This window comes from Achromobacter deleyi (assembly GCF_016127315.1).
Lineage (GTDB): Bacteria > Pseudomonadota > Gammaproteobacteria > Burkholderiales > Burkholderiaceae_B > Achromobacter > Achromobacter insuavis_A.
The window spans coordinates 5,913,167-5,931,688 of sequence record NZ_CP065997.1 but is presented as its reverse complement, the minus strand read 5'-3'; the positions used below and the strand labels follow the sequence as shown (position 1 = coordinate 5,931,688).

Sequence of the window (18,522 nt, the reverse complement as noted above, 5' to 3'; positions counted from 1 at the left end):
GCGCCCGCCAACGCTGGCGCTGTGCCACCGCCGGCACTGCGCGACGGCCGGCGTACCGGCTATGCTGTCATGGGCGGCGCCGTGCCGCGGGCGCGCGCGCCAGCCGGAGGAGCATGGACAGATTCGAACAGTACCGCGTCTTCGCGCAGGTGGCGGAGATGGGCAGCTTCATCAAGGCCGCCAATGCGCTGGAGCTGCCGCGCGCTTCCGTCTCGGCCGCAGTCCAGCAGCTGGAGGCCCAACTGGGCGCGCGGCTGCTGCACCGGACCACGCGCCAGGTGCGCCTGACCGCCGACGGCGCCCAGTTGCTGGAGCGCCTGCGGCCGCTGCTGTCCGAGGTCGAGGACATCGACCACCTGTTCCAGCAAAGCCAGCGCCAGGTTTCCGGGCGGCTCATCGTCGACGTGCCCAGCCGCATCGCGCGCCGCCTGGTGGCGCCGGCGCTGCCGGGCCTGCTGCGCCGCCATCCGCGGCTGCAACTGTCGTTGGGCTCCAGCGACCGCGCCATCGACCTGATCCAGGAGGGCGTCGACTGCGCGGTGCGCGTCGGCGCGCTGCATGACAGCAGCCTGGTGTCGCGGCCATTGGGCGGCATCGCCCTGATCAACTGCGCCAGCCCCGCCTACCTGCGCGAGCGCGGCGTGCCACGGGCGCCGCAGGAACTGCCGGGAGAGCACTGGATGGTGGGATACGCCTCGCCGACCACGGGCCGCGAACTGCCCTGGGAGGTGGCGGCCGGCGACGGCGGCCGCCAGGCCATCGCGGTGCCCAGCCGGGTGGTGGTCAACAACGCCGAAAGCTATATCGCCTGCTGCCTGGCGGGCCTGGGGCTGATCCAGATTCCGCGCTTCGACGTGCAGGACCTGCTGGATGCCGGCGAACTGGTGGAAATCATGCCGGCGCATCGCGCCGCGCTCATGCCGGTGACGCTGCTCTATCCGCACCGGCGGCAGCGTTCGCGCCGGCTGGCGGTCTTTCTGGAATGGTTCGAGGAATTGATGCGCAGCCACCTGGAGGCCTGACGGCCCCTGGCGAAGACGGGAAAAGCGGAAGGGAGAAGGGCGCGGCGGCGAGTGCCGGGGCGGTTACGCCTGGGTATTGATGCGGGTGCCGATCTTGCCGTCGATGGCGACCACCGGCAGCGATTGCATCAGCGTGGCGACGGTGTCGGCCTGGGCGTTGATGGCTTTCTTGGTGACGCGAGCCTGGACTTCCTGCATCAGCTGCGCGTCGCGCATGGCCAGGCCGGTGTTCACGGTGTTGCTGATGGAAAGATCCATGGCGGGTGTCCTGTGGAAGGCTGTCCGGACCGAAGCCCGGGATTGAACGATTATCGCAAAGTTTGCGGCATCGCGGCGGAATTTTCCGGCGCTGGCGCCGGCATCAAGGCTGCGGCGGGCATTCCTTGACCGCGCCCCAGCCCCGGTTGGGGCCGCAATATTGCTTGCGCGCGGCCCAGGCGCAATCGGGGCGGTCGAAAAAGCCCAGGGACGCGCAGCGCGCCAGCTCGGTCTTCAGGCTGTCGAGCCAGGCCAGGGGATTCTCGGCGGGGATCTCGGTAATCCGCAGCGTCGGCTTGGGCGTGCCTGGCGTAGCTGCCGGCGCGGCATTGGCGCCCGCGGGGGCGGCGGGGCGCGCGGCCGGACTGTCGGCATGGCCGGCCGGCACGGTCGTTTCCGGGTCGTCCTCCTGGGGCGCGCCATGCGGCGCCTGCGCCGGGGCGGGGGGCGGCTCGGTTTCCTTGGGAGGCGTGGCGGCGCCGTCGCCGCTGTTCCCGTTGGCCGGGGCGATGGGGCTCGCCGGCTCCTGGCCGGCCCCCTGGGGCGCGTCGAGCGGCACCCGCACCGGCCCGGCGGCGTGCACGCCGGTGCGCGCGGCATTGGGCGTGCTCCAGGACACCACCAGCAACACCAGCGCGCCATAGATCGCCAGCGTATAGAGGACGGTCAGGGTGGCGTAGCCCACGCGCTTGCCGGTAATCGGGGTGGCGTCCTCGCGGCCGATCAGGCTGCGCCAGCCCACCAGGGCGGCGCCGGGCGCGCTGATCAGCGCCCAGCCCAGCCGCTTGAACAGGCCGGGCCGCGGGATCGAGGCCTGCACCTGCGCCGCCAGCAGCTCGCGCAGGGCGCGGTTTTCGTCGCGCAGGCGCGCCGTCTGCGGATCCTCCGGCCCCTCATGCTCGGAATCCGGGGTGCCATCGTGCTGCGTAGCAAGTGGATCGAGTCGAGGGGTGGTCATATTAGGAAAAATATAGATACAAAACGGCTGTGTTGAATTATGAAGGACGGCCTCTTCGGGGCATAGCCCGAACAGCTGGGAAAAAACGGGTCTCGGCGTAGATTCGGCGTGCCCGGGACGCGAGCGAACCCACGCATCGGGACGCCAGCGTTGCGCTGGCGCCCCGGCATGTCGGGCGGAATGCCGAGGTGCCGGCTAGCGTACGCGCTTCAGAAAACCGTCCTGGGCCACGGTGATCTGCAGCTTGTGCTGCAGCGCCAGGTCCTGCTCGAACTCGGGGTGCTGCGGCAACCAGGCACGGACCGCCGATTTCGGGCTGTTGCCCTGGCCCCACGGGCGATGGGCGCAGAGCTCGGCCGGCATGTCTTCGATCACCGTGTCGAAGACCACGCAGTAGCTGCCGACGGACGTCATCGGCGCATAGGCCTGCAGTTCGGCCAGCACATGGTCGTGGGTGTGATTGGAGTCCAGGCACACCAATACCCGCTTGGCGTCGCCGACCGCCTGGCGTACCTGGTCGACGATGTCGGGAGCAATGCTGGATCCCTGGATCAGCGTGATCAGGTGGCTCAGCGGATGGGCTTCGATTTCCTGGCGGTTGTGGGCGCGGATATCGATGTCGACGCCGACGACGCGGCGGTTCGACTTGCCGGGGAACAGTGGCGTGCCGTTGACCTGGGCGTCGCAATAGTCGAGCAGCGCCAGCATGGACGCGCTGAGGATCAGCGAACCGCCGTGCGCGATGCCGGTCTCGACGATGACGTCCGGACGCGTCGCCCAGATCAGTTCCTGCATCGCGTGGATGTCCTGCGGATACTGGATGATGGGCCGGCCAAGCCACTGAAAGTTATAGGTATAGGCGCCGACGGTGCCTGCCTTGATCATCCATGCGAGGGTGTCGGCGGCCAGCGCCGGATCCTGGCCCAGCCGCTGGATGTTCGCCTGTACTTCGCTTTTGAACTGCTGGATTGCGTCCATGGTGTGTCTACTCAGAGGTATGGGTGATGTTGACGCGATCGACCCTGCCGCCGATCTGGGCGCCTTTGTAGAGGTTTTCGTAGCAGAACGGCTCGAAGCCTGCGTCCTTCATCGCCTGCGCGGTGCGGTCGATGTCGTACGCCACGCGGCGCAGCCGTATCCGGTCGTCGTCGAGGATGGCGTAGGCCGCCTTGCTGTTGCCGTCGCGTGGCTGGCCGACGGACCCCGGGTTGCAATAGCGCTGTGCGCCGAAATCGGCCAGCACCTGGACGTGGGTATGCCCCGAAAACAGCAGGCGCACGTCAGCCGGGATCTTGTCGCGGCTGATCGTGTACAGATACTGGTCGCGGGGATCCTCGGGACCGCCGTGCACGAACAGGATGCCGTCCTGGCGGATGAACGGATGCGAGGCCTTGAGCCAGTCCACCTGCTCCTTGCTGAGCAGGGTCTTCTGGAAATCGATGATCTGGGTGACCACGCGCGAACGTGGGCAGTTCTCATCCAGGGTGATGTAGCTGTCGTGGTTGCCCAGCACGTTGGGCGCGTCCAGTTCGCGCAGCAGGTCGATGCAGGCGCCCGGCTCGGCGTAATAGCCGGCGACGTCGCCGAGCGAAAGATAGCGGGTGCAGCCCTGTGCCCGGGCATCCGCGACCACGGCCTGCAGCGCGGGCAGGTTGCCGTGGATGTCAGAGAGGATGGCCAGCATGAGTCACGAAATCCTCGGTGTAGCGCCAGGCCTTGCCGGGGTGGATACGGGGAGCGTCAGGCTCCCGGTCCAGCAGGTACAGTTCGATCGCCATCTCCGCTTCGTTGAAGCCGAATGCCGTCCGCAACGAGTTGCTGCTGGAAAAGCGCGGATTGATTTCCAGCAGGAAGGCGGTGCCGTTTTCCACTCTGAACTGGAAATTGGTTGGGCCCCACGGTTTGAAGTACTGGCACAGTCTGTCGAGGGCGGCCTCGATGACGGGATGCTCATTTACCACTTCGGCGACCAGTGTATTGCCGGCGGTCGACAGGCGCCTCCGGAATATCAGGGGGCCCAGCCATCGAACGCCGCCGAGCCCGAAAACGCCAACCGTGTATTCTTCCTGGTCGCTACCGACGATGCGTTGCAACATCCAGGCGGATCCGGCCTTGCGTTGCCAGTAGGCAAAATCGGTTTCGTCTTCAAGCACGTGGATGCCCCGCGAGCCGTTGCCCCGCCGGGGTTTGAGGAGCAATGGCGGTGGGCCGAGGCGTTCGACGGCGTCGACCCAGGACGTCGGGCGTGCCGAAGGAATCGAGGGGTAGCCGAAAGCGCCCAATTCGAGGCCGAAATCCCACTTGTCGCTGGTTTTTGCGATGAGTTCGGTGGTATTCAGCGCGAGCCGCACGCCCAGGTTCGTGAACAATTCCCGATGCCGGTCGAAAAAGGCCACATCGATTTCCAAGCCGGGCAGGATCAATCGGATGCCATGGGTATGGACGATATGGGTCCAGTAATCCAGATAGGCTTGGCTGTCTTCCGGCGCATCGGGCTTCTGTTCGAACGCGTCGCAAAACCGGGGGCCGGGCGAGTCGGCGCTACGGTCGATACCGATGATGCGCACCTGATACTTGCATTGCCGCAAGCTCTTGACGATGCCTTGGCCGATGATCGCGCCCACGCCGGTGACGGCGACCGCCCATGGGCCTTTCGATCCGGCCGCCATGCTAGTGCCCTGATCCGCAAGCGGGTTCATTGCAGCTCCAGTTCCATGAGCAGTGCGACGCACAGATCGGGAAAATCGACGCCCACCCGCAACATCGCCTGCAGGTTCGCATCGAAGTCGTCCATGGTCTTGAGCACGGCCAGCGGCAGCGGTTTCAGGTAGATGCCTTCCTCGTACGTGATACGGTAGCCGGCTTGGCGCACGGCGGCGGTCAATGTATCGCGGCAATACTGTCGCACGTGTCCCAGCGCGATGTCGTTGGCATTGAGGCTGTAGATGTCGTCGATCAACCCGAGTTCCAGCCCGAGGCGCCGATTCATGGATTTCGCATTCGGCACGGCCACATACATTTTCCCGCCAGGCTTCAGAAAGCGCCGGTAGCGGCTCAGGATGAGGTCGGGGTCTTCCACGTGTTCAAGGATGAAGCCCATGACGATGACATCGAATTGTTCGTCCGAGGCGTAGTCCTCAAAATAGGTCTCGATGATCTCGCCGGAAAAATCCGGCGTGTTCTGGCGAAACTGTTCGATCACCACGCTGGCGCCATCCAGGATGACGTGACGGTTGCTCGCCTGTGCGAATATCCGCGATGTATAGCCGTGGCCCAGGCCCAATTCCAGCAGCGAATCGGCATGCTTGAAGCGATCGATGATCCTGCGTGGGTACCAGTTCAGCACCAGATTGTTTTCGATTTCGGTCGCGCCGTTGGGGCGGTATTCCGAAGAGACGGCGTTCAGGTCGGGTTTCATGTTCAAGTCGCGGCCGGCGCCGGCGTGGAGAGAAAGTCGCGCCAGGCGAGGGGTTGGCCGCCGATATTCGCGATGCCCTCCGGACCGCAATTCGCAATCAGATCCAAGGCACTGACGTAGGGCGTGAATTCGCCATGCAACTGGGGATAGGGCGGGGTGCCGTACTTGATGTACGACACCGCGATACCACGGGCTTCGAAAGCCTGGTGGTCGAGATAATGGCGCGCGCCGTGGCCTGTTAGGTAATGATCGGCCCGCAGGGCAAGGCAAAGGTCGATCACCCGTTGCGTGCTGGCGCCTGGAGTGTCGAGCGTCGAGGAAACCGTGAAGGGCTTGCGCGCGCCAAGCTGTGGGTAATAGCGGACCAGGGCGTCCATCGACGCCTGCGCCAGGTCGGCAAGGGTTTGATGCGGCGTCGAAAACACTTGGTCCACCACGCTGAGCATCTCCGACCGGAATGGTGCGCCGTCGTAGGCCTGCTTCAATTGGTCGACGTGGCTGCGCCGCCAATCGAACCGGTCGTCGATCCGGACTTCGTTGATCAGCTGTCCGAGTTTCTGGTCGGCCAGTGGCACCGTCAGCCAGCGAATGCCATTCCGGGTCTTGATCTGCACGCGATTGGAAAAACCGCCGCGTGAAAACTGAACATCGTCGTAATAGACAAAATGGTCGGCGAGCCGGATCTGTTCGAGCATTCCCACCCAAGGGAAATACATGGGCTGCGAAATGACCAGGCAGAGGGTCCGGCTGTCAGCCATGGACGGGTTCCCCCAATAGCCGTCGGATCGTCCCAATGACGCGATCCAGATCCGAGGCGGTCATGTCGTGATAGCTCGGCAGGTTGATCGCGCGCTGCGGGATGTCGTAGGCGTTGACGTTGCGTGGGCAGGCCTCGAACATCGGCAGGCTCGACAGGGGATGGAAGAACACGCGCGCATCGATGCCCTCCGGATTGAGCGCGGCCTGCAGGTGTTCGCGGGAAATCCCGAGCGAGCGGTCAAGCACCACGGTCGGCATCCAATAGCCATTGCGCGTCCCTTCCGCTTCGGGATTCAGAACGACGCCCGGGATGCCGCCCAAGGCGTCGCGATAGGATTCGAATATCCGACGCTTGCCGGCGATAAGTTCGTCGATGCGCTCGAGCTGGGCGCAGCCGATTGCTGCCTGGATGTTCGACATCTTGTATTTGAAGCCAAGCAGATCGGGCCAGAATTGCTTGGTCTGTTTGGCATGGCGCCCATGGTTGGACAAGGTGGCGGCCGTTTCGTACAGCGTGGGATCGCAGGTGACGAACATCCCGCCTTCGCCGGTTGTCAGGGTCTTGGTGCCATGGAAGGAGAATGCGCCGAACACGCCCATGCTACCGGCACGCTTGCCATGGTAGGACGAGCCGATGGCCTCAGCGGCATCCTCGATAACGGGGATGCCATGACGCTCGCCAATGGCCAGCAGTCGGTCCATGTCGCACAGGTTGCCGTACAGGTGGACCGCAAGGATCGCCTTGGTACGAGGCGTGATCGCCGCTTCGGCCTGTTCCGGATCGATGCACCATGAGTCGGGCAGGATGTCGACGAAGACCGGCCTGGCGCCGAGGTGCACGACCGGCGCGGCGCTGGCGATCCAGTTCGTGTCGGCCATGATTACCTCGTCGCCCGGGCCGATTCCCAGGGCGGCCATGCCGATATGCAGGGCGCCCGTGCAACTTGAGGTGGCGATGGCGTGGCCCGAGCCGATGTGGTGGCGGAAGCCCTGCTCGAAACGTCCCAGGTATTCGTAACAGCGCTCGCCCCAGCCATGGCGCGCGGCGTCCGTGGCGAATTCGACCTCAAGGTCGGTGATCGACGGCTTGGTGTAGTGGATCCGTGCGCTCATCGTATTTCCAGGGTGGGAACGGCCGTGACGAACTTTCCACCCCAATCCCGGACGTGTTGGTTCTGCTGCATCACTTCCTCGATGATGTTCCACGGGAACACCACCACGTAGTCGGGTCGGGACTCTTTCAGTTTTTCCGGGGCATGGATCGGAATGCGGCTGCCCGGCAGGTACTTGCCCTGCTTGTAGGGGGCGGCGTCGCACACCAGCGGCAGCAGGTCCGGTTTGACGCCGGCATAGTTCAGCAATGTGTTGCCCTTGGCGGCGGCGCCGTAGGCGGCAACGGTCTTGCCGGCTCGCCGCTGCCGGATCAGGAAGTCGACGAAGCCGTTCTTTATCTCGTCCACCCGTGCCTGGAAGGCCTGGTAGACCGACGGCGACTGCAGACCGGCGTCACGCTCGGCCCGCAGGACACGCTCGACCGCGGGGCTGTCGGTGCGGCCGTCGGCAGCGTGGCAGCCATAGATGCGAAGGCTGCCGCCATGGGTCGGCAGTTCCTCGACGTCGGTGACGCGCAGGTCGCAACTGGCGAAGATGCGGCTGACCGCGTACAGCGACAGGTACGAGAAATGCTCGTGGTAGATGGTGTCGAACTGGGTATGGGCCAGCAGACGCAGCAGGTGCGGGAACTCCAGCGTGATCGTGCCGCCACAGTTCAACAGCGCTTTCATGCCGCGCGTGAAGTCATTGATGTCCGGCACGTGCGCATAGACGTTGTTGCCGATGATCAGGTCGGCCGCCTTGCCCTGTGCATGTAACTGGCGGCCCAGCGGTTCGTTGAAGAACTCCCGCAGCACCGGGATGCCAAGCGCCTGCGCGGCGTCGGCGGTGCTGCCGGTGGGCTCGACCCCAAGGCAAGGGATGCCCGACGCCACGAAGTTCCTGAGTAGGTAGCCATCGTTGGAGGCCAGCTCCACCACCAGACTTTCGCCGTTCAGGCGAAACCGTTCGGTGGCCATTTCGCTGTAGCGCCGGGCATGCTCCAGCCAGCTTGCCGAGGTGGATGAGAAGTAGGCGTAGTCCTGCGTGAACAGCGCGTCGGCCTCAGTGTAGTCCTCGGTCTGCGCCAGCCAGCAGGCGTCACAGACGCGCACCTTCAAGGGGTAGAAAGCCTCTGGGCGGGACAGGCTTGCCTCGGAAAGATAGGCGTTCGAGGGCGGCGCCGTGCCCAGGTCGACGAGCGTCAGCCGCAAGGGGGTTGCGCAATGACGGCATTTCATACTTGGATTCCTGCGAAATCATCGGACAGCGGGGCGTGGGCCTGGTCCCGGGAGGAAAGATCGGTGGCGGCCAGCGGCCAGCGGATGCCCAGCCTGGGATCATCGTGGCGTACTCCGGCTTCGGCCGACGGCGTGTAGTACGCCGTGTGCAGGTAGAGCAATTCGCTATTGGCCTCAAGCACCTGGAAGCCATGCGCGCAGCCTTCTGGAATCACCAGCATGCGAGCGGATTCCGCGTCTAGTTCCTGCGCATGCCAATGCAGGAAGGTCGGCGAGCCCGTGCGCAGGTCCACGACCACGTCCCAGACCCGGCCGCGAATGCAGCGCACCAGCTTCATTTCAGCATGCGGCGGGCGCTGGAAGTGCATGCCGCGCACGGCGCCCGCATGCAGGGTCCGCGACTGGTTTATCTGCACGATGTGGCGCGACCCGATCACGGCACTGAGCGCGTCGGCACAAAAGAGGCGGGTGAACGCGCCGCGCGCATCCTGATGGGGGCGCGTCTCGACGACGACGGCGCCGGCGATGGGGGTGGGGCGTACGTTCACCCTTGCACCCACGCGCTGCCGGCTACTGCCGCCCGTGTTACATACTGGCGCAGTTGTTCCCGCGCCAGGGATTGGCCGGTTTGGTGATGATGGCGGTACCAGTTGGCCGTCATCGCCACGGCATCATGCAGCGGCAGGACTGGCCGCCAGCCCAGGATGTTGTGCGCCTTGGCGCAGTCGAGCAGAAGCAGGGTGGCTTCGTGCAAGGCTTCGGCGGGGGGCCGTGCGTTCCATTTCAGCTCAGGCCAATAGCCGTTCAGCATGCCTAGCAGTTCGGCCACGCTGCGGTTGTCCTGCGACGTGGGCCCGAAGTTCCAGCTGTCCGCGAACGTCGCGTTGCCCGCCAGCAGTTGCTGGCCGAGCATCAGGTAGCCGGCCAGGCAATCGAGTACGTGCTGCCATGGCCGCGTCGACGCCGGTGAGCGGATTTCCAGCGGCTGCTTCTGGCGAATCGCCCGGACCAGATCCGGTACTAGGCGATCCTGTGCCCAGTCGCCCCCGCCAATGACATTGCCAGCGCGCGCCGAGGCCACCAGCACGGAGGGAGCCGTTTGCCAGAATGACTTGCGATAGCTATGCACCAGGATTTCGCAGGCCGCCTTGGAGGCGCTGTACGGATCATGCCCACCCAGCGTGTCGTTCTCGCGGTAGCCCCAGTGCCATTCCCGGTTGGCATAGACCTTGTCGGTGGTTACGATGACCACCGCGCGCACGCTGGGCGTGCGGCGGCACGCCTCCAGCACGTTGGCCGTGCCCATGACGTTGGTGGACCAGCTGTCCAGCGGCGCTCCATAAGATTGGCGCACCAGTGTCTGGGCGGCAAGGTGGAAGACGATCTCGGGCCGGGCCTGCGCGATCGCGTCGGCCACGGTGCCGGGGTGGCGTATGTCGCCGCGCCAGTCGACCGCGCAGTCGCCCAGCTGTGTCCAGTGATTGGGCTCGTCGAGCTGTGCCAGGGACAGGCCAGTCACCTGCGAGCCCAATTGGGCCAGCCAAGCGGCCAGCCAGCTTCCCTTGAAGCCGGTGTGGCCGGTGAGCAGTACCCGGGTGCCCTCATAGGCTCCGTGGAATTGCCTTACGCCCATTTCTTCCATGGCGGATTTCCCTGTGCCCACAAGGCCTCCAGCTGGTTCTTGTCGCGCAGCGTATCCATGGGTTGCCAGAACCCCAGGTGCTCGTAGGCCTGCAGCTCGCCATTGCGGCTGAGGGTTTCCAGTGGCACCGCTTCCCAAGGCATATCATCATTCTGGATCAGCGACAGCACGCTCGGCGACAGTACGAAAAAGCCGCCATTGATGAGGCCGCCATCGCCGCGCGGCTTTTCGGTGAAACCGGTCACCATGTCACCCTCGCGCCGCAACGCGCCGTAGCGTCCAGGCGGCTGCACCGCGGTCACCGTGGCCGCCTTGCCATGTCGGCGATGGAAGGCGATCAAGGCGCTGATATCGACGTCCGACACGCCATCGCCGTAGGTGAAGCAGAAGGCCTCTTCTTCCTTCACGTAATCCGCTACGCGCTTGAGGCGTCCGCCGGTCATGGTGGTTTCGCCAGTGTCCACCAGCGTCACCCGCCAGGGCTCGGCCTTGCGTTGGTGCACCTCCATGCGGTTGTCGGCCATGTCGAACGTCACGTCGGACATATGCAGGAAATAATTGGCGAAATACTCCTTGATCATGTAGCCCTTATAGCCGCAGCAGATCACGAAGTCGTTCACGCCGTGGACTGAATAGGACTTCATGATGTGCCACAGGATCGGGCGGCCACCGATTTCGATCATCGGCTTGGGGCGTGCCTGCGTCTCTTCCGAGATGCGAGTGCCCAGTCCGCCCGCGAGGATGACGGCCTTCATGCTTGTTCCTCACACCATTGGCTGTACATTTTCTTCAGTCCCATTTCGAATTCCCGCGTGAAACCGGCTTCGTCCATCAAGACGCTGTCGCGCGCCGCCTGGCGCAGGCCCCGGCGGATATCGGCCAGCGCCGGCAGGTCGCTGGCCAGCGCGATTGCCTTTTCCACGTACTCTTCCTCGGTGGCACAGATCAGGTGGGCAAGGCCGACCGATTTCAGGATGGAGCCACCCAGCCGGCCCACGCTGGGCCTGTCCGCAAGCGACACATAAGGCACCCCCATGTAGATGGACTCCATCAGGGTCGTTCCGGAATTGTGGGGGAAGCAGTCCAGCCCGATGTCGATTTGCCGCAAGACATCCCAGGGAGGGCTGTGGAACCCGATCGACAGCCGGTTGCGGCAGACGCCCCTGGCTTCGAACTCGGTGACCAAGGCTTCGCACATCGCTGCATCCTGGTAGCTGCCGCTGTCAACCACCAGGCGGGCATGGGGTAGCCGTTGCAGGATGGCGGCCCAGGTGCGGATCGTCCGTTCGTTAATGCGAATGGCGCGCGAAAGGGTGCCGAAAGTGACGCAATCCGTGGACAGGGCGGGAAGCTCGCTGACCTCTCCCATGGTGGCGATGGGCCGATAGGCGCCCGCAGTCGACAGGCGCCAGACCTTCTCGGAAAACAGCGTGTCGCTGCCGGCTGGCGCCATGGTTTCGTCCATCACGATGTAGTCGATCGCCGAGAGGCCGGTGGTGTAGCCGTAGCCCATCCAGGTCAGCGATACCGGCGCCGGCTTGCGGGCGAAGGCACCAAGCCGGTTGCCTTGAGTGTGTCCCGCCAGGTCGATGAGGATGTCTATTCCGTCGTCGCGGATCTTTTCCGCGAGCTTTGCGTCGGTTAGCCCCGCCGTGGACGTCCAGTGATCGAAGTATGCCTTGAAGCGTTCGGTCACCTCGTCCTCGACCAATAGCTCGGCGTAGGCGGTCAGTTCGAATGCCTGCCGGTCGTGATGGGCGAAGACCAGTTCGACGAAGTTGTTGCCGGAGTGCTTCCTGAAATCAGGCGAAACGTAGCCGATCTTCAGCTTGCGGTCGGCATGCCTGGGATTGGTATGCGGCCGCCACTTGTTGCGCAAGGGCTGGAACAGCTGGCGGTCGCATTCCTGGTAGGCCTGGAACACCTCTTCGGCCGTGCGTTCGTGCGAGTAGTTAAGGGCGAACAACAGGTTGTTGCGGACAATGGCGTCCGTCGGGAATATCGCGACGGCTTCGCGGGCCGCCTGTTCGGCCAGGGACACCTCGCCGGCATCGATGTAGGCTTTGCAGAGGTTGATGCGGGCTTTGCGTTGTTTGGGGTCAAGGGCGATGGCCGTCAGGTTGCTAGCCTGGGCTTCCTTGTGGCGTCGCTCGGCAGCCAGGGCATCCGCCAGGATGGCGTGCGCCTCGGCATTCCGAGGACCCAGCTCGACGGCGCGGCGGCCAACCGCGATCGCTTCGGAGGTGCGGCCCAGTTGCGCCAGTATGGCGGCCAACACGATATGGCTCTGGGAATCCGCGGGCGCCAGGTCCAGCATGGTCAAGGCGGGTTGCAGGGCCTTGGGGGTACGGAACGTGCTGAACAGGGAAACGGCTAGGGCTTCCCAGGCGTCCCAGAAACGCGGCGCTACCTTTGTCAACTGGCGCGCCACGGGCTCAGCTTCTGCGTAGGCTCTTTGCACCATCAGCTCGTGCATCCGCTTGACCTGCGGCGCGATGGCTGGGCCTGGATTGGTCTGATGTCCGCTTGCCGTCAATACTTGGGCATTCAGGCTCAAGCTTGCCAGGGCGCTGACATACAGGCCAGCCAGCGGCATATAGCTTTCTCCTGCCGCTTTCAGCGTGCGGCGCAGCAAGTCGGCCCAGGCTTTGGCATCGCCCTGCGCCAGCGCATAGCGCTTGAGCAATGCCAGCGTTTCGCCCACTTCCGACGGTTCGGCTGGCGAGTCATCCGCGGCGGCTTCGCCTGGCAGGCGGCCGGCCGCCAGGTCGTTCAGGATTGCGGCCTGGGCCGGCGAAGGGAGGTAATTAGTGGGTTCATGCCACAGATTGAAGCGGGGCAGCGCGGCCCCGTCCGCCGGAGGCGGGTCAACGAGAAACGCCAACGGACGCACCGGCATGCCCGTTTCGGGCTCGTAGGGGCCGCGATCGAGGCAGTAATGCACCAGATCGTTTTCCATCAACGTCTGAAGCACGCGATCCAGCGTCTTTCTGGTCACGGCGTCGTCGCTCTGGTTCTTGTGCAGCAGGACCGCCAGCAGGGTGCTGTAGGGTATCGAGCCAGGCCAGGCGTGGGCCAGGGTCTCGACCACGGTGACCACGTCGGCGTCTTGCGTGATCAGGGCGCGGCCCAGGTGGTTGATATGGACGGTGCCCAGTTCCTGGCCGTTCGGAGCCAATCGGATCATACCCGCGGCAAAGCGCAGGTCGCGCAGGCGGGCTAGGTCGGGTTTGGCCAGCACGTCGCCGGCGCGCTCCTGGGGCAGCCAAAGGGATTGGCGAAAGGCCCGGCCCGTGGCGAAATCGAGGTACTGCTGGCGAACGGTAGCCGGCTGTCCCATGGCCAGCAGGCTGTGGTTGAGCGAGACACCCTGACCGAATGTCATGGGGATTTCGCTGAGCGGTTGCGCATCGCCCAGATAGGCCAGCCCCGCCTGTGCCGCCACGTTCGCCAGTTCAACGAAATAGCAGGGATTGCAGGCCAGTGGGTTGGCGCCGTCGTGCGTGTCGCCCTGGGCTAGGGCACGCTCGAATCTGGCGGCGGCTGCCGCTAGGGTGGGTCCATGCGGATTGGCTGCCGCCATGCCCTCCTTGAACAGAGACAGCGCCGCCATGGCGCCCTGGCGCAGCTCGGCGTCGTTCTGTGCGGCATGGCCGTGCAGCAGGATGGCGTCGCGTACGACTTCGAGGGATTTGGCGCCAGGATACACGTGGCTGTCCAGGTACAGGATGCCGCACGGCGACAGCAACTGGCCGCATGCCTGCAGCAGCGCCTGCCCGGCCTCGGAGGGCAGGTAACTATAAAGACCCGTGACGATGACGTAGTCGAAGAGACCTAGCTGTGTACCGATATCGGTCGCCTGGCCGACATACAGCGTCAGGTTGGCCATCCCCAGGCGTTGCGCTGCCGCAGTGCCTTGGGCGACCAGCAGCTCGGACGCATCGATGCCGACGGCCTGCGCCTGGGGATAGGCCAATGCGAACGGGAGAAGGCCGGAGCCATCGCCGCAACCGATTGCCAGCACGCGGGCGCTTTCCAGGGGCACGGTCCCGACACCATAAAGATGAGCCGTGGCGCGCAGTCTCGCGGGGGAATGACTGGGAGCCAGGCGGCCGGGGTCGGCGGCGGCTTGTCGGTGGTTATGGGCCGGATAAGACATGTGATTCGGAAGAGCGGGCGGGCATGCCCGGAAGACTATTGCGGTAATTCTATGAATGCCGGCACCGTCTCATTCGGCGAATCAGCGTGCGAATTTCCCGCCAGTTTGGATGAAACCGTACATTTGGGGCGGCAATGAAAAAACCCGCCGAGAGGCGGGTTTTGAAGGGGAGTCGGCCAAGGCTCGAAGACCCTTGGCCGACCGGCCAGGCGGGAAAATCGGAATTTCCCCACCCGTCCGTATTGCCTGCCGTGAATTAACGCAGCAGCGACAGCACGGTTTGCGGTACTTGGTTGGCTTGCGCCAGAACCGAGGTGCCAGCCTGTTGCAGGATCTGGGCCTTCGACATGTTCGACACTTCCGTGGCGTAGTCGGCGTCCTGGATGCGCGAACGGGCGCTGGACAGGTTGTTGACCACGTTGTTCAGGTTGGCGATCGTCGATTCCAGGCGGTTCTGCACGGCACCCAGTTCACCGGTCAGCTTGTCCAGCTTGGTGAAGGCGGCGTCCAGCGTCTTCAGCGGATCGGTGGTCAGCGTGCCCTTGCTCTTTTCTTCCGTGGTCAGCTTGCCCGAGCTGCTGACCTTGGCTTCGGCGCCGACCTTGGGGGCGTAGTCGCCCGTGCCCGTTCCGCTCTTGACCGTGACCTTACCCGTGTTGGGGTCGACCTGGTAGTTGGTGGTGTAGGTCTTGGTCGAGGTGAACGTGCCCTTGTCGTCGACGTACGTGTTGGTCGAATTGCCAGCGTTGAAGGCAACCGTCGCGCTGGTGATGCCCGAACCCAGCGTGATCGTCACGTCGCCGGCCGTGGTGTTGGCCTTGACGTTGGCCAGCAGCGCGTCGGAAGCGATGGTGTTGGTGAATTGCAACTGGTTGGCACCAGCGGCGGTACCGACGTTGGAGTAGGTCTTGCCACCGATGGCGACCGAGGAGGTGCCGGCGGCGCCGGTGTTCTGCGCAGCAGCCGTCATGACGCCGCGAATGGTGGCGGCGGTGCCACCAGCGCTGTTCGTGGTCAGGTTGCCATCGGTATCCAGGAAGGCAGCTTGGCCGCCGACGGTGACCTTGCCGGTAGCATCCACTTCGAACGACGTCGCAGCGGCGCCGTTGCTGTGGGTGTAGGTGCCGGTGGCGGTGCCCGTGGCCGGACGCAGCTTGTCGGCCAGGGCGTTCACAGAAGCGGCATCCGAAGCCGACTTGTCGGTGAACGTGAAGTTCTTGTTGGCGGCGTCGTACGTGTAAGTCGTGCCGGTAGCAGCCGTGCCCACGGTGACCTTGTTGCCATTCTCCAGCTTGCCGAAGACTTGGTCAGCGGTCGCGGCGGCGTGGGTGGTGGTGACTTGCCATTCGTTGGCGGCGACGGTCCCGCCACCAGCGGCTTGCAGGTCGGACACGGTGGCCGAACGGTTCTGGGTCACGCCCGAGCCGTTGACGTTGAAGCCGTCCAGACCCAGCGTCTTGACGCTGATTTCCGACAGGTTCAGGGTGATGGTTTCGCCGTCGTTGGCGCCGACTTGCAGCGTCAGGGGCTTGGCGTTGGCCGACAGGACCTTCACGCCGTTGAAGTCGGTTTGTTGCGAGATGCGGTCGATGTCCGACAGACGCTGGTTGATTTCGTCTTGCATCGAGTTCAGCTGCTCTTGCGAGTAGCTGCCGTTACCGGCTTGCACCGACAGTTCGCGAACGCGCTGCAGGTGGGTGTTGATTTCGGAGGCGGCGCCTTCCGTCGTCTGGGCCAGCGAGATACCGTCGTTGGCGTTACGAGCGGCTTGGGTCAGGCCCTTGACGTTCGCGGTGAAGCGGTTGGCAATGGCCATACCGGCGGCGTCATCCTTGGCGCTGTTGATGCGCAGGCCGGACGACAGACGCTCGATGGCGGTACCCAGGGCGGATTGCGACTTGTTCAGGTTGTTCTGAGCAACCAGCGACAAGTAGTTGGTGTTAATGACTGCAGCCATGTTTAGGCTCCCAAGAGAGAAAGGCTTCTTCAAACCGGGCAGCGGGGCCGCCCATCGTTGTAACGGGAAGAATTCGATTTCTTGCGTCTTCGAATTTCTCCGTTGCAAGGATTACGGCAGTCGCAAATCAATCTTTAGGGCTTTTTTTTGGTATTCGCAAAATGTTGTTGGATACCACTTACAGACTGGTCTTACGGTTTGGTCGGGCGGCTGGACGGGGTGGCCAGCACTATATACAGACATGTCCGACGGCCGGAGGACGGCCGCCGGACGGGCCTGTCAATGCAGCAGCAGGCCGACGCGGCGCAGGGCGACCAGCAGGCTGTTGACGATTTCCTGGGCTACCGGATCCAGGTTGCGGGCGCCCTTATAGGGCTTGCCGTCCGGGTGCGGATGGCGTCCCGCGGTCAGCGCGTCGCGCGCCAGGGTGCGCAGCTCGGCGGTGCTGCGCTCGCCGTCGATGTGGCGCATCAGGTATTGGTGCAGGGCGTCGGTGGGCGCCGTGACCGGATGGTGCCAGAGGCTGTGCATGCCGACCTGGCAACCCGGTTTTGTTACTTCTTGTAGTAGTTCCAGGGCGCCCGGGATCAGGCGCGGCTTGGCCTGCGCGGGTTGGTAGGCCACCGGTTCCAGGCGGTAGTGCAGGGCGCCGGCCTGCACCAGCGTCACCAGGTGGCCGACCATCGCGTTGGCCAGGGCGTCGGCCGACGCGTCGGAGGCGGCGTGTCCGCGCTGGCTTTCCAGCAGCGCGGCGAACGGCAGCGATTGCGGCCAGGCCTGCGCCAGCGTCTCCATCAGCGCGATCATCGCCGGATCCGGGGTGGTGATGGCGGTGCCGGCCGCGGTGCGGAACTGCCGCTGTCCGGCCGGCGCGCCCGCCAGCGCCGTCAGGTCGGCGGCGAAATGCATGGCGGCGAAGGCGCCGCCCTCGGGCTGCTCGAGGATCTCGCCGGCGCGTTCGGCGTGCACCAGCAGGCTCTTGCGGAACGAGCGGCCGACGGCGAAGTCCAGGTATTGCTCGCGCATTTCCCGGCCGGCGTTGACCGACAGCCCGTTCAGGCCCACCGCCACCGTGGCGCCGAAAGTGGACGGGAATGTCAGTTGCGGTTCGGCGTCCGTCACGTACGCCAGCCCGGCCTGTTGCGCCGCCGCGGCGAATTCCAGGAAATAGCAGGGCGTGTTGATCGCCTCCAGGTATTCATGCAGCAGATAGTGGTCGGTCTGGCCGCGCAATTTGCTGGCGGCCTGCTGCAGCGCCGAGCGCAGCGGGTTGTTCTGCCACAGGCCGCCCTCGATCAGCTCCAGCATGTCCTTGGCGCGGGCCACCTTTTCCTGCGGCGTTTCGGCGCCGAAGCTGTTCAGGATCATGGCGTCGCGGATGACGTCCGACGCCTTCCAGCCCGGATAGGTGTTGTAGCTGACGTAAGCCACGCCCTGCGGCGCGAGGTTCTCGCGGCAGATGCGCAGGATGGCGTCGCGCACTTCCGGCGGTACCCAGCTGAACACGCCGTGGCAGATGATGTAGTCGAAGACGCCGAAATCGGCGGTGATGTCCGTCAGGCTCATGGCCCGCAGGTCCAGATTGCGCGCGCCGGCCGCTTCCGCGGTCTGGCGGCCCGCGTCGATCTGTTGCGGCGACAGGTCGATGCCGACGACCCGGGCCTCGGGGTAGGCCAGCGCGAACGGCAGCAGGTTGCCGCCGGCGGCGCAGCCCAGTTCCAGTACCCGCGCCTGTTCCAGTGCCGGCGCCTCGAGTTGGTAGAGGCGGGCGACCGCGCGCAGGTTGCCCGGCGACGTATAGGAGAACGGCAGCGAGATGTACGGGGTTTCGTCGTAGGCGTCGGAAATGGCCTGCGTCAGGACGTCGGGTGCGCTCATGGCGAAAATTCCAGGGATCGCGGTGCGTGGCCGGCGGCGGATCGCCGTGCGCACCTTATTGGTGTCAGCCTGCAAGGCTAACAAGGGCGCGCGCGGCGTAATGGGATGAATAACGTCCGATTTCCCTGGAATTCCGGC

16 protein-coding genes are annotated in these 18,522 nt (G+C 64.7%); 1 reads left to right on the top strand and 15 read right to left on the bottom strand.

Going from position 1 to position 18,522, the window contains the following annotated elements; translation table 11 throughout:
- Positions 1-113: 113 nt before the first annotated feature.
- Complete coding sequence (locus I6I07_RS26720; protein ID WP_198484381.1) at positions 114-1,022, top strand: LysR family transcriptional regulator; 909 nt, start codon at positions 114-116, stop codon at positions 1,020-1,022.
- A 63-nt stretch (positions 1,023-1,085) separates the two neighbouring features.
- Here the strand turns inward: I6I07_RS26720 and I6I07_RS26715 are convergent, their stop codons facing one another.
- The 15 genes from I6I07_RS26715 to I6I07_RS26645 form a co-directional block, all read right to left on the bottom strand.
- Positions 1,086-1,280: a putative motility protein gene (locus I6I07_RS26715; protein WP_054431993.1), complete on the bottom strand. Its 195-nt coding sequence runs from the start codon at positions 1,278-1,280 to the stop codon at positions 1,086-1,088.
- Positions 1,281-1,383: 103 nt separating this feature from the next.
- Positions 1,384-2,238, bottom strand: coding sequence for a hypothetical protein (locus I6I07_RS26710; protein WP_198484380.1), 855 nt, complete (start codon positions 2,236-2,238; stop codon positions 1,384-1,386).
- A 195-nt stretch (positions 2,239-2,433) separates the two neighbouring features.
- Positions 2,434-3,216, bottom strand: coding sequence for a cephalosporin hydroxylase family protein (locus I6I07_RS26705; protein WP_061071547.1), 783 nt, complete (start codon positions 3,214-3,216; stop codon positions 2,434-2,436).
- 7 nt (positions 3,217-3,223) lie between these two features.
- Positions 3,224-3,922, bottom strand: a complete 699-nt coding sequence (locus I6I07_RS26700) for a metallophosphoesterase family protein (RefSeq protein WP_198484379.1) — start codon at positions 3,920-3,922, stop codon at positions 3,224-3,226.
- The gene (locus I6I07_RS26695) at positions 3,903-4,937 is read right to left on the bottom strand and encodes an ATP-grasp domain-containing protein (RefSeq protein WP_198484378.1); all 1,035 of its coding nucleotides are present in this window, start codon (positions 4,935-4,937) and stop codon (positions 3,903-3,905) included. Before I6I07_RS26695 ends, I6I07_RS26700 begins: the two co-directional genes overlap by 20 nt.
- Positions 4,934-5,656, bottom strand: coding sequence for a class I SAM-dependent methyltransferase (locus I6I07_RS26690; protein ID WP_198484377.1), 723 nt, complete (start codon positions 5,654-5,656; stop codon positions 4,934-4,936). Before I6I07_RS26690 ends, I6I07_RS26695 begins: the two co-directional genes overlap by 4 nt.
- A 2-nt stretch (positions 5,657-5,658) precedes the next feature.
- Complete coding sequence (locus I6I07_RS26685; RefSeq protein WP_232625758.1) at positions 5,659-6,414, bottom strand: WbqC family protein; 756 nt, start codon at positions 6,412-6,414, stop codon at positions 5,659-5,661.
- Entirely contained in the window at positions 6,407-7,528 is a 1,122-nt protein-coding gene (locus I6I07_RS26680; RefSeq protein WP_198484376.1) for a DegT/DnrJ/EryC1/StrS family aminotransferase, read from the bottom strand. The genes I6I07_RS26685 and I6I07_RS26680 overlap by 8 nt, the downstream gene beginning before the upstream one ends.
- Positions 7,525-8,748 (bottom strand): class I SAM-dependent methyltransferase, encoded by a 1,224-nt coding sequence (locus I6I07_RS26675; protein ID WP_198484375.1) that lies wholly within the window; start codon positions 8,746-8,748, stop codon positions 7,525-7,527. The genes I6I07_RS26680 and I6I07_RS26675 overlap by 4 nt, the downstream gene beginning before the upstream one ends.
- Positions 8,745-9,296, bottom strand: coding sequence for a dTDP-4-dehydrorhamnose 3,5-epimerase (gene rfbC / locus I6I07_RS26670; protein ID WP_198484374.1), 552 nt, complete (start codon positions 9,294-9,296; stop codon positions 8,745-8,747). Before rfbC ends, I6I07_RS26675 begins: the two co-directional genes overlap by 4 nt.
- On the bottom strand, positions 9,293-10,381 hold the full coding sequence (gene rfbG, locus I6I07_RS26665; RefSeq protein WP_198487682.1) for a CDP-glucose 4,6-dehydratase: 1,089 nt from the start codon (positions 10,379-10,381) through the stop codon (positions 9,293-9,295). Before rfbG ends, rfbC begins: the two co-directional genes overlap by 4 nt.
- Positions 10,372-11,145 carry a glucose-1-phosphate cytidylyltransferase gene (gene rfbF / locus I6I07_RS26660; RefSeq protein WP_198484373.1) on the bottom strand — a complete coding sequence of 258 codons (774 nt, stop codon included), beginning with the start codon at positions 11,143-11,145 and terminating at the stop codon, positions 10,372-10,374. Before rfbF ends, rfbG begins: the two co-directional genes overlap by 10 nt.
- Entirely contained in the window at positions 11,142-14,435 is a 3,294-nt protein-coding gene (locus I6I07_RS26655; RefSeq protein WP_232625757.1) for a bifunctional class I SAM-dependent methyltransferase/glycosyltransferase, read from the bottom strand. Before I6I07_RS26655 ends, rfbF begins: the two co-directional genes overlap by 4 nt.
- A gap of 370 nt (positions 14,436-14,805) precedes the next feature.
- A complete protein-coding gene (locus I6I07_RS26650) occupies positions 14,806-16,506 on the bottom strand; it encodes a flagellin (protein ID WP_198484371.1) in 1,701 nt (566 codons plus the stop codon).
- A gap of 279 nt (positions 16,507-16,785) precedes the next feature.
- Positions 16,786-18,384 carry a methyltransferase regulatory domain-containing protein gene (locus tag I6I07_RS26645; RefSeq protein ID WP_198484370.1) on the bottom strand — a complete coding sequence of 533 codons (1,599 nt, stop codon included), beginning with the start codon at positions 18,382-18,384 and terminating at the stop codon, positions 16,786-16,788.
- Positions 18,385-18,522: the final 138 nt, after the last annotated feature.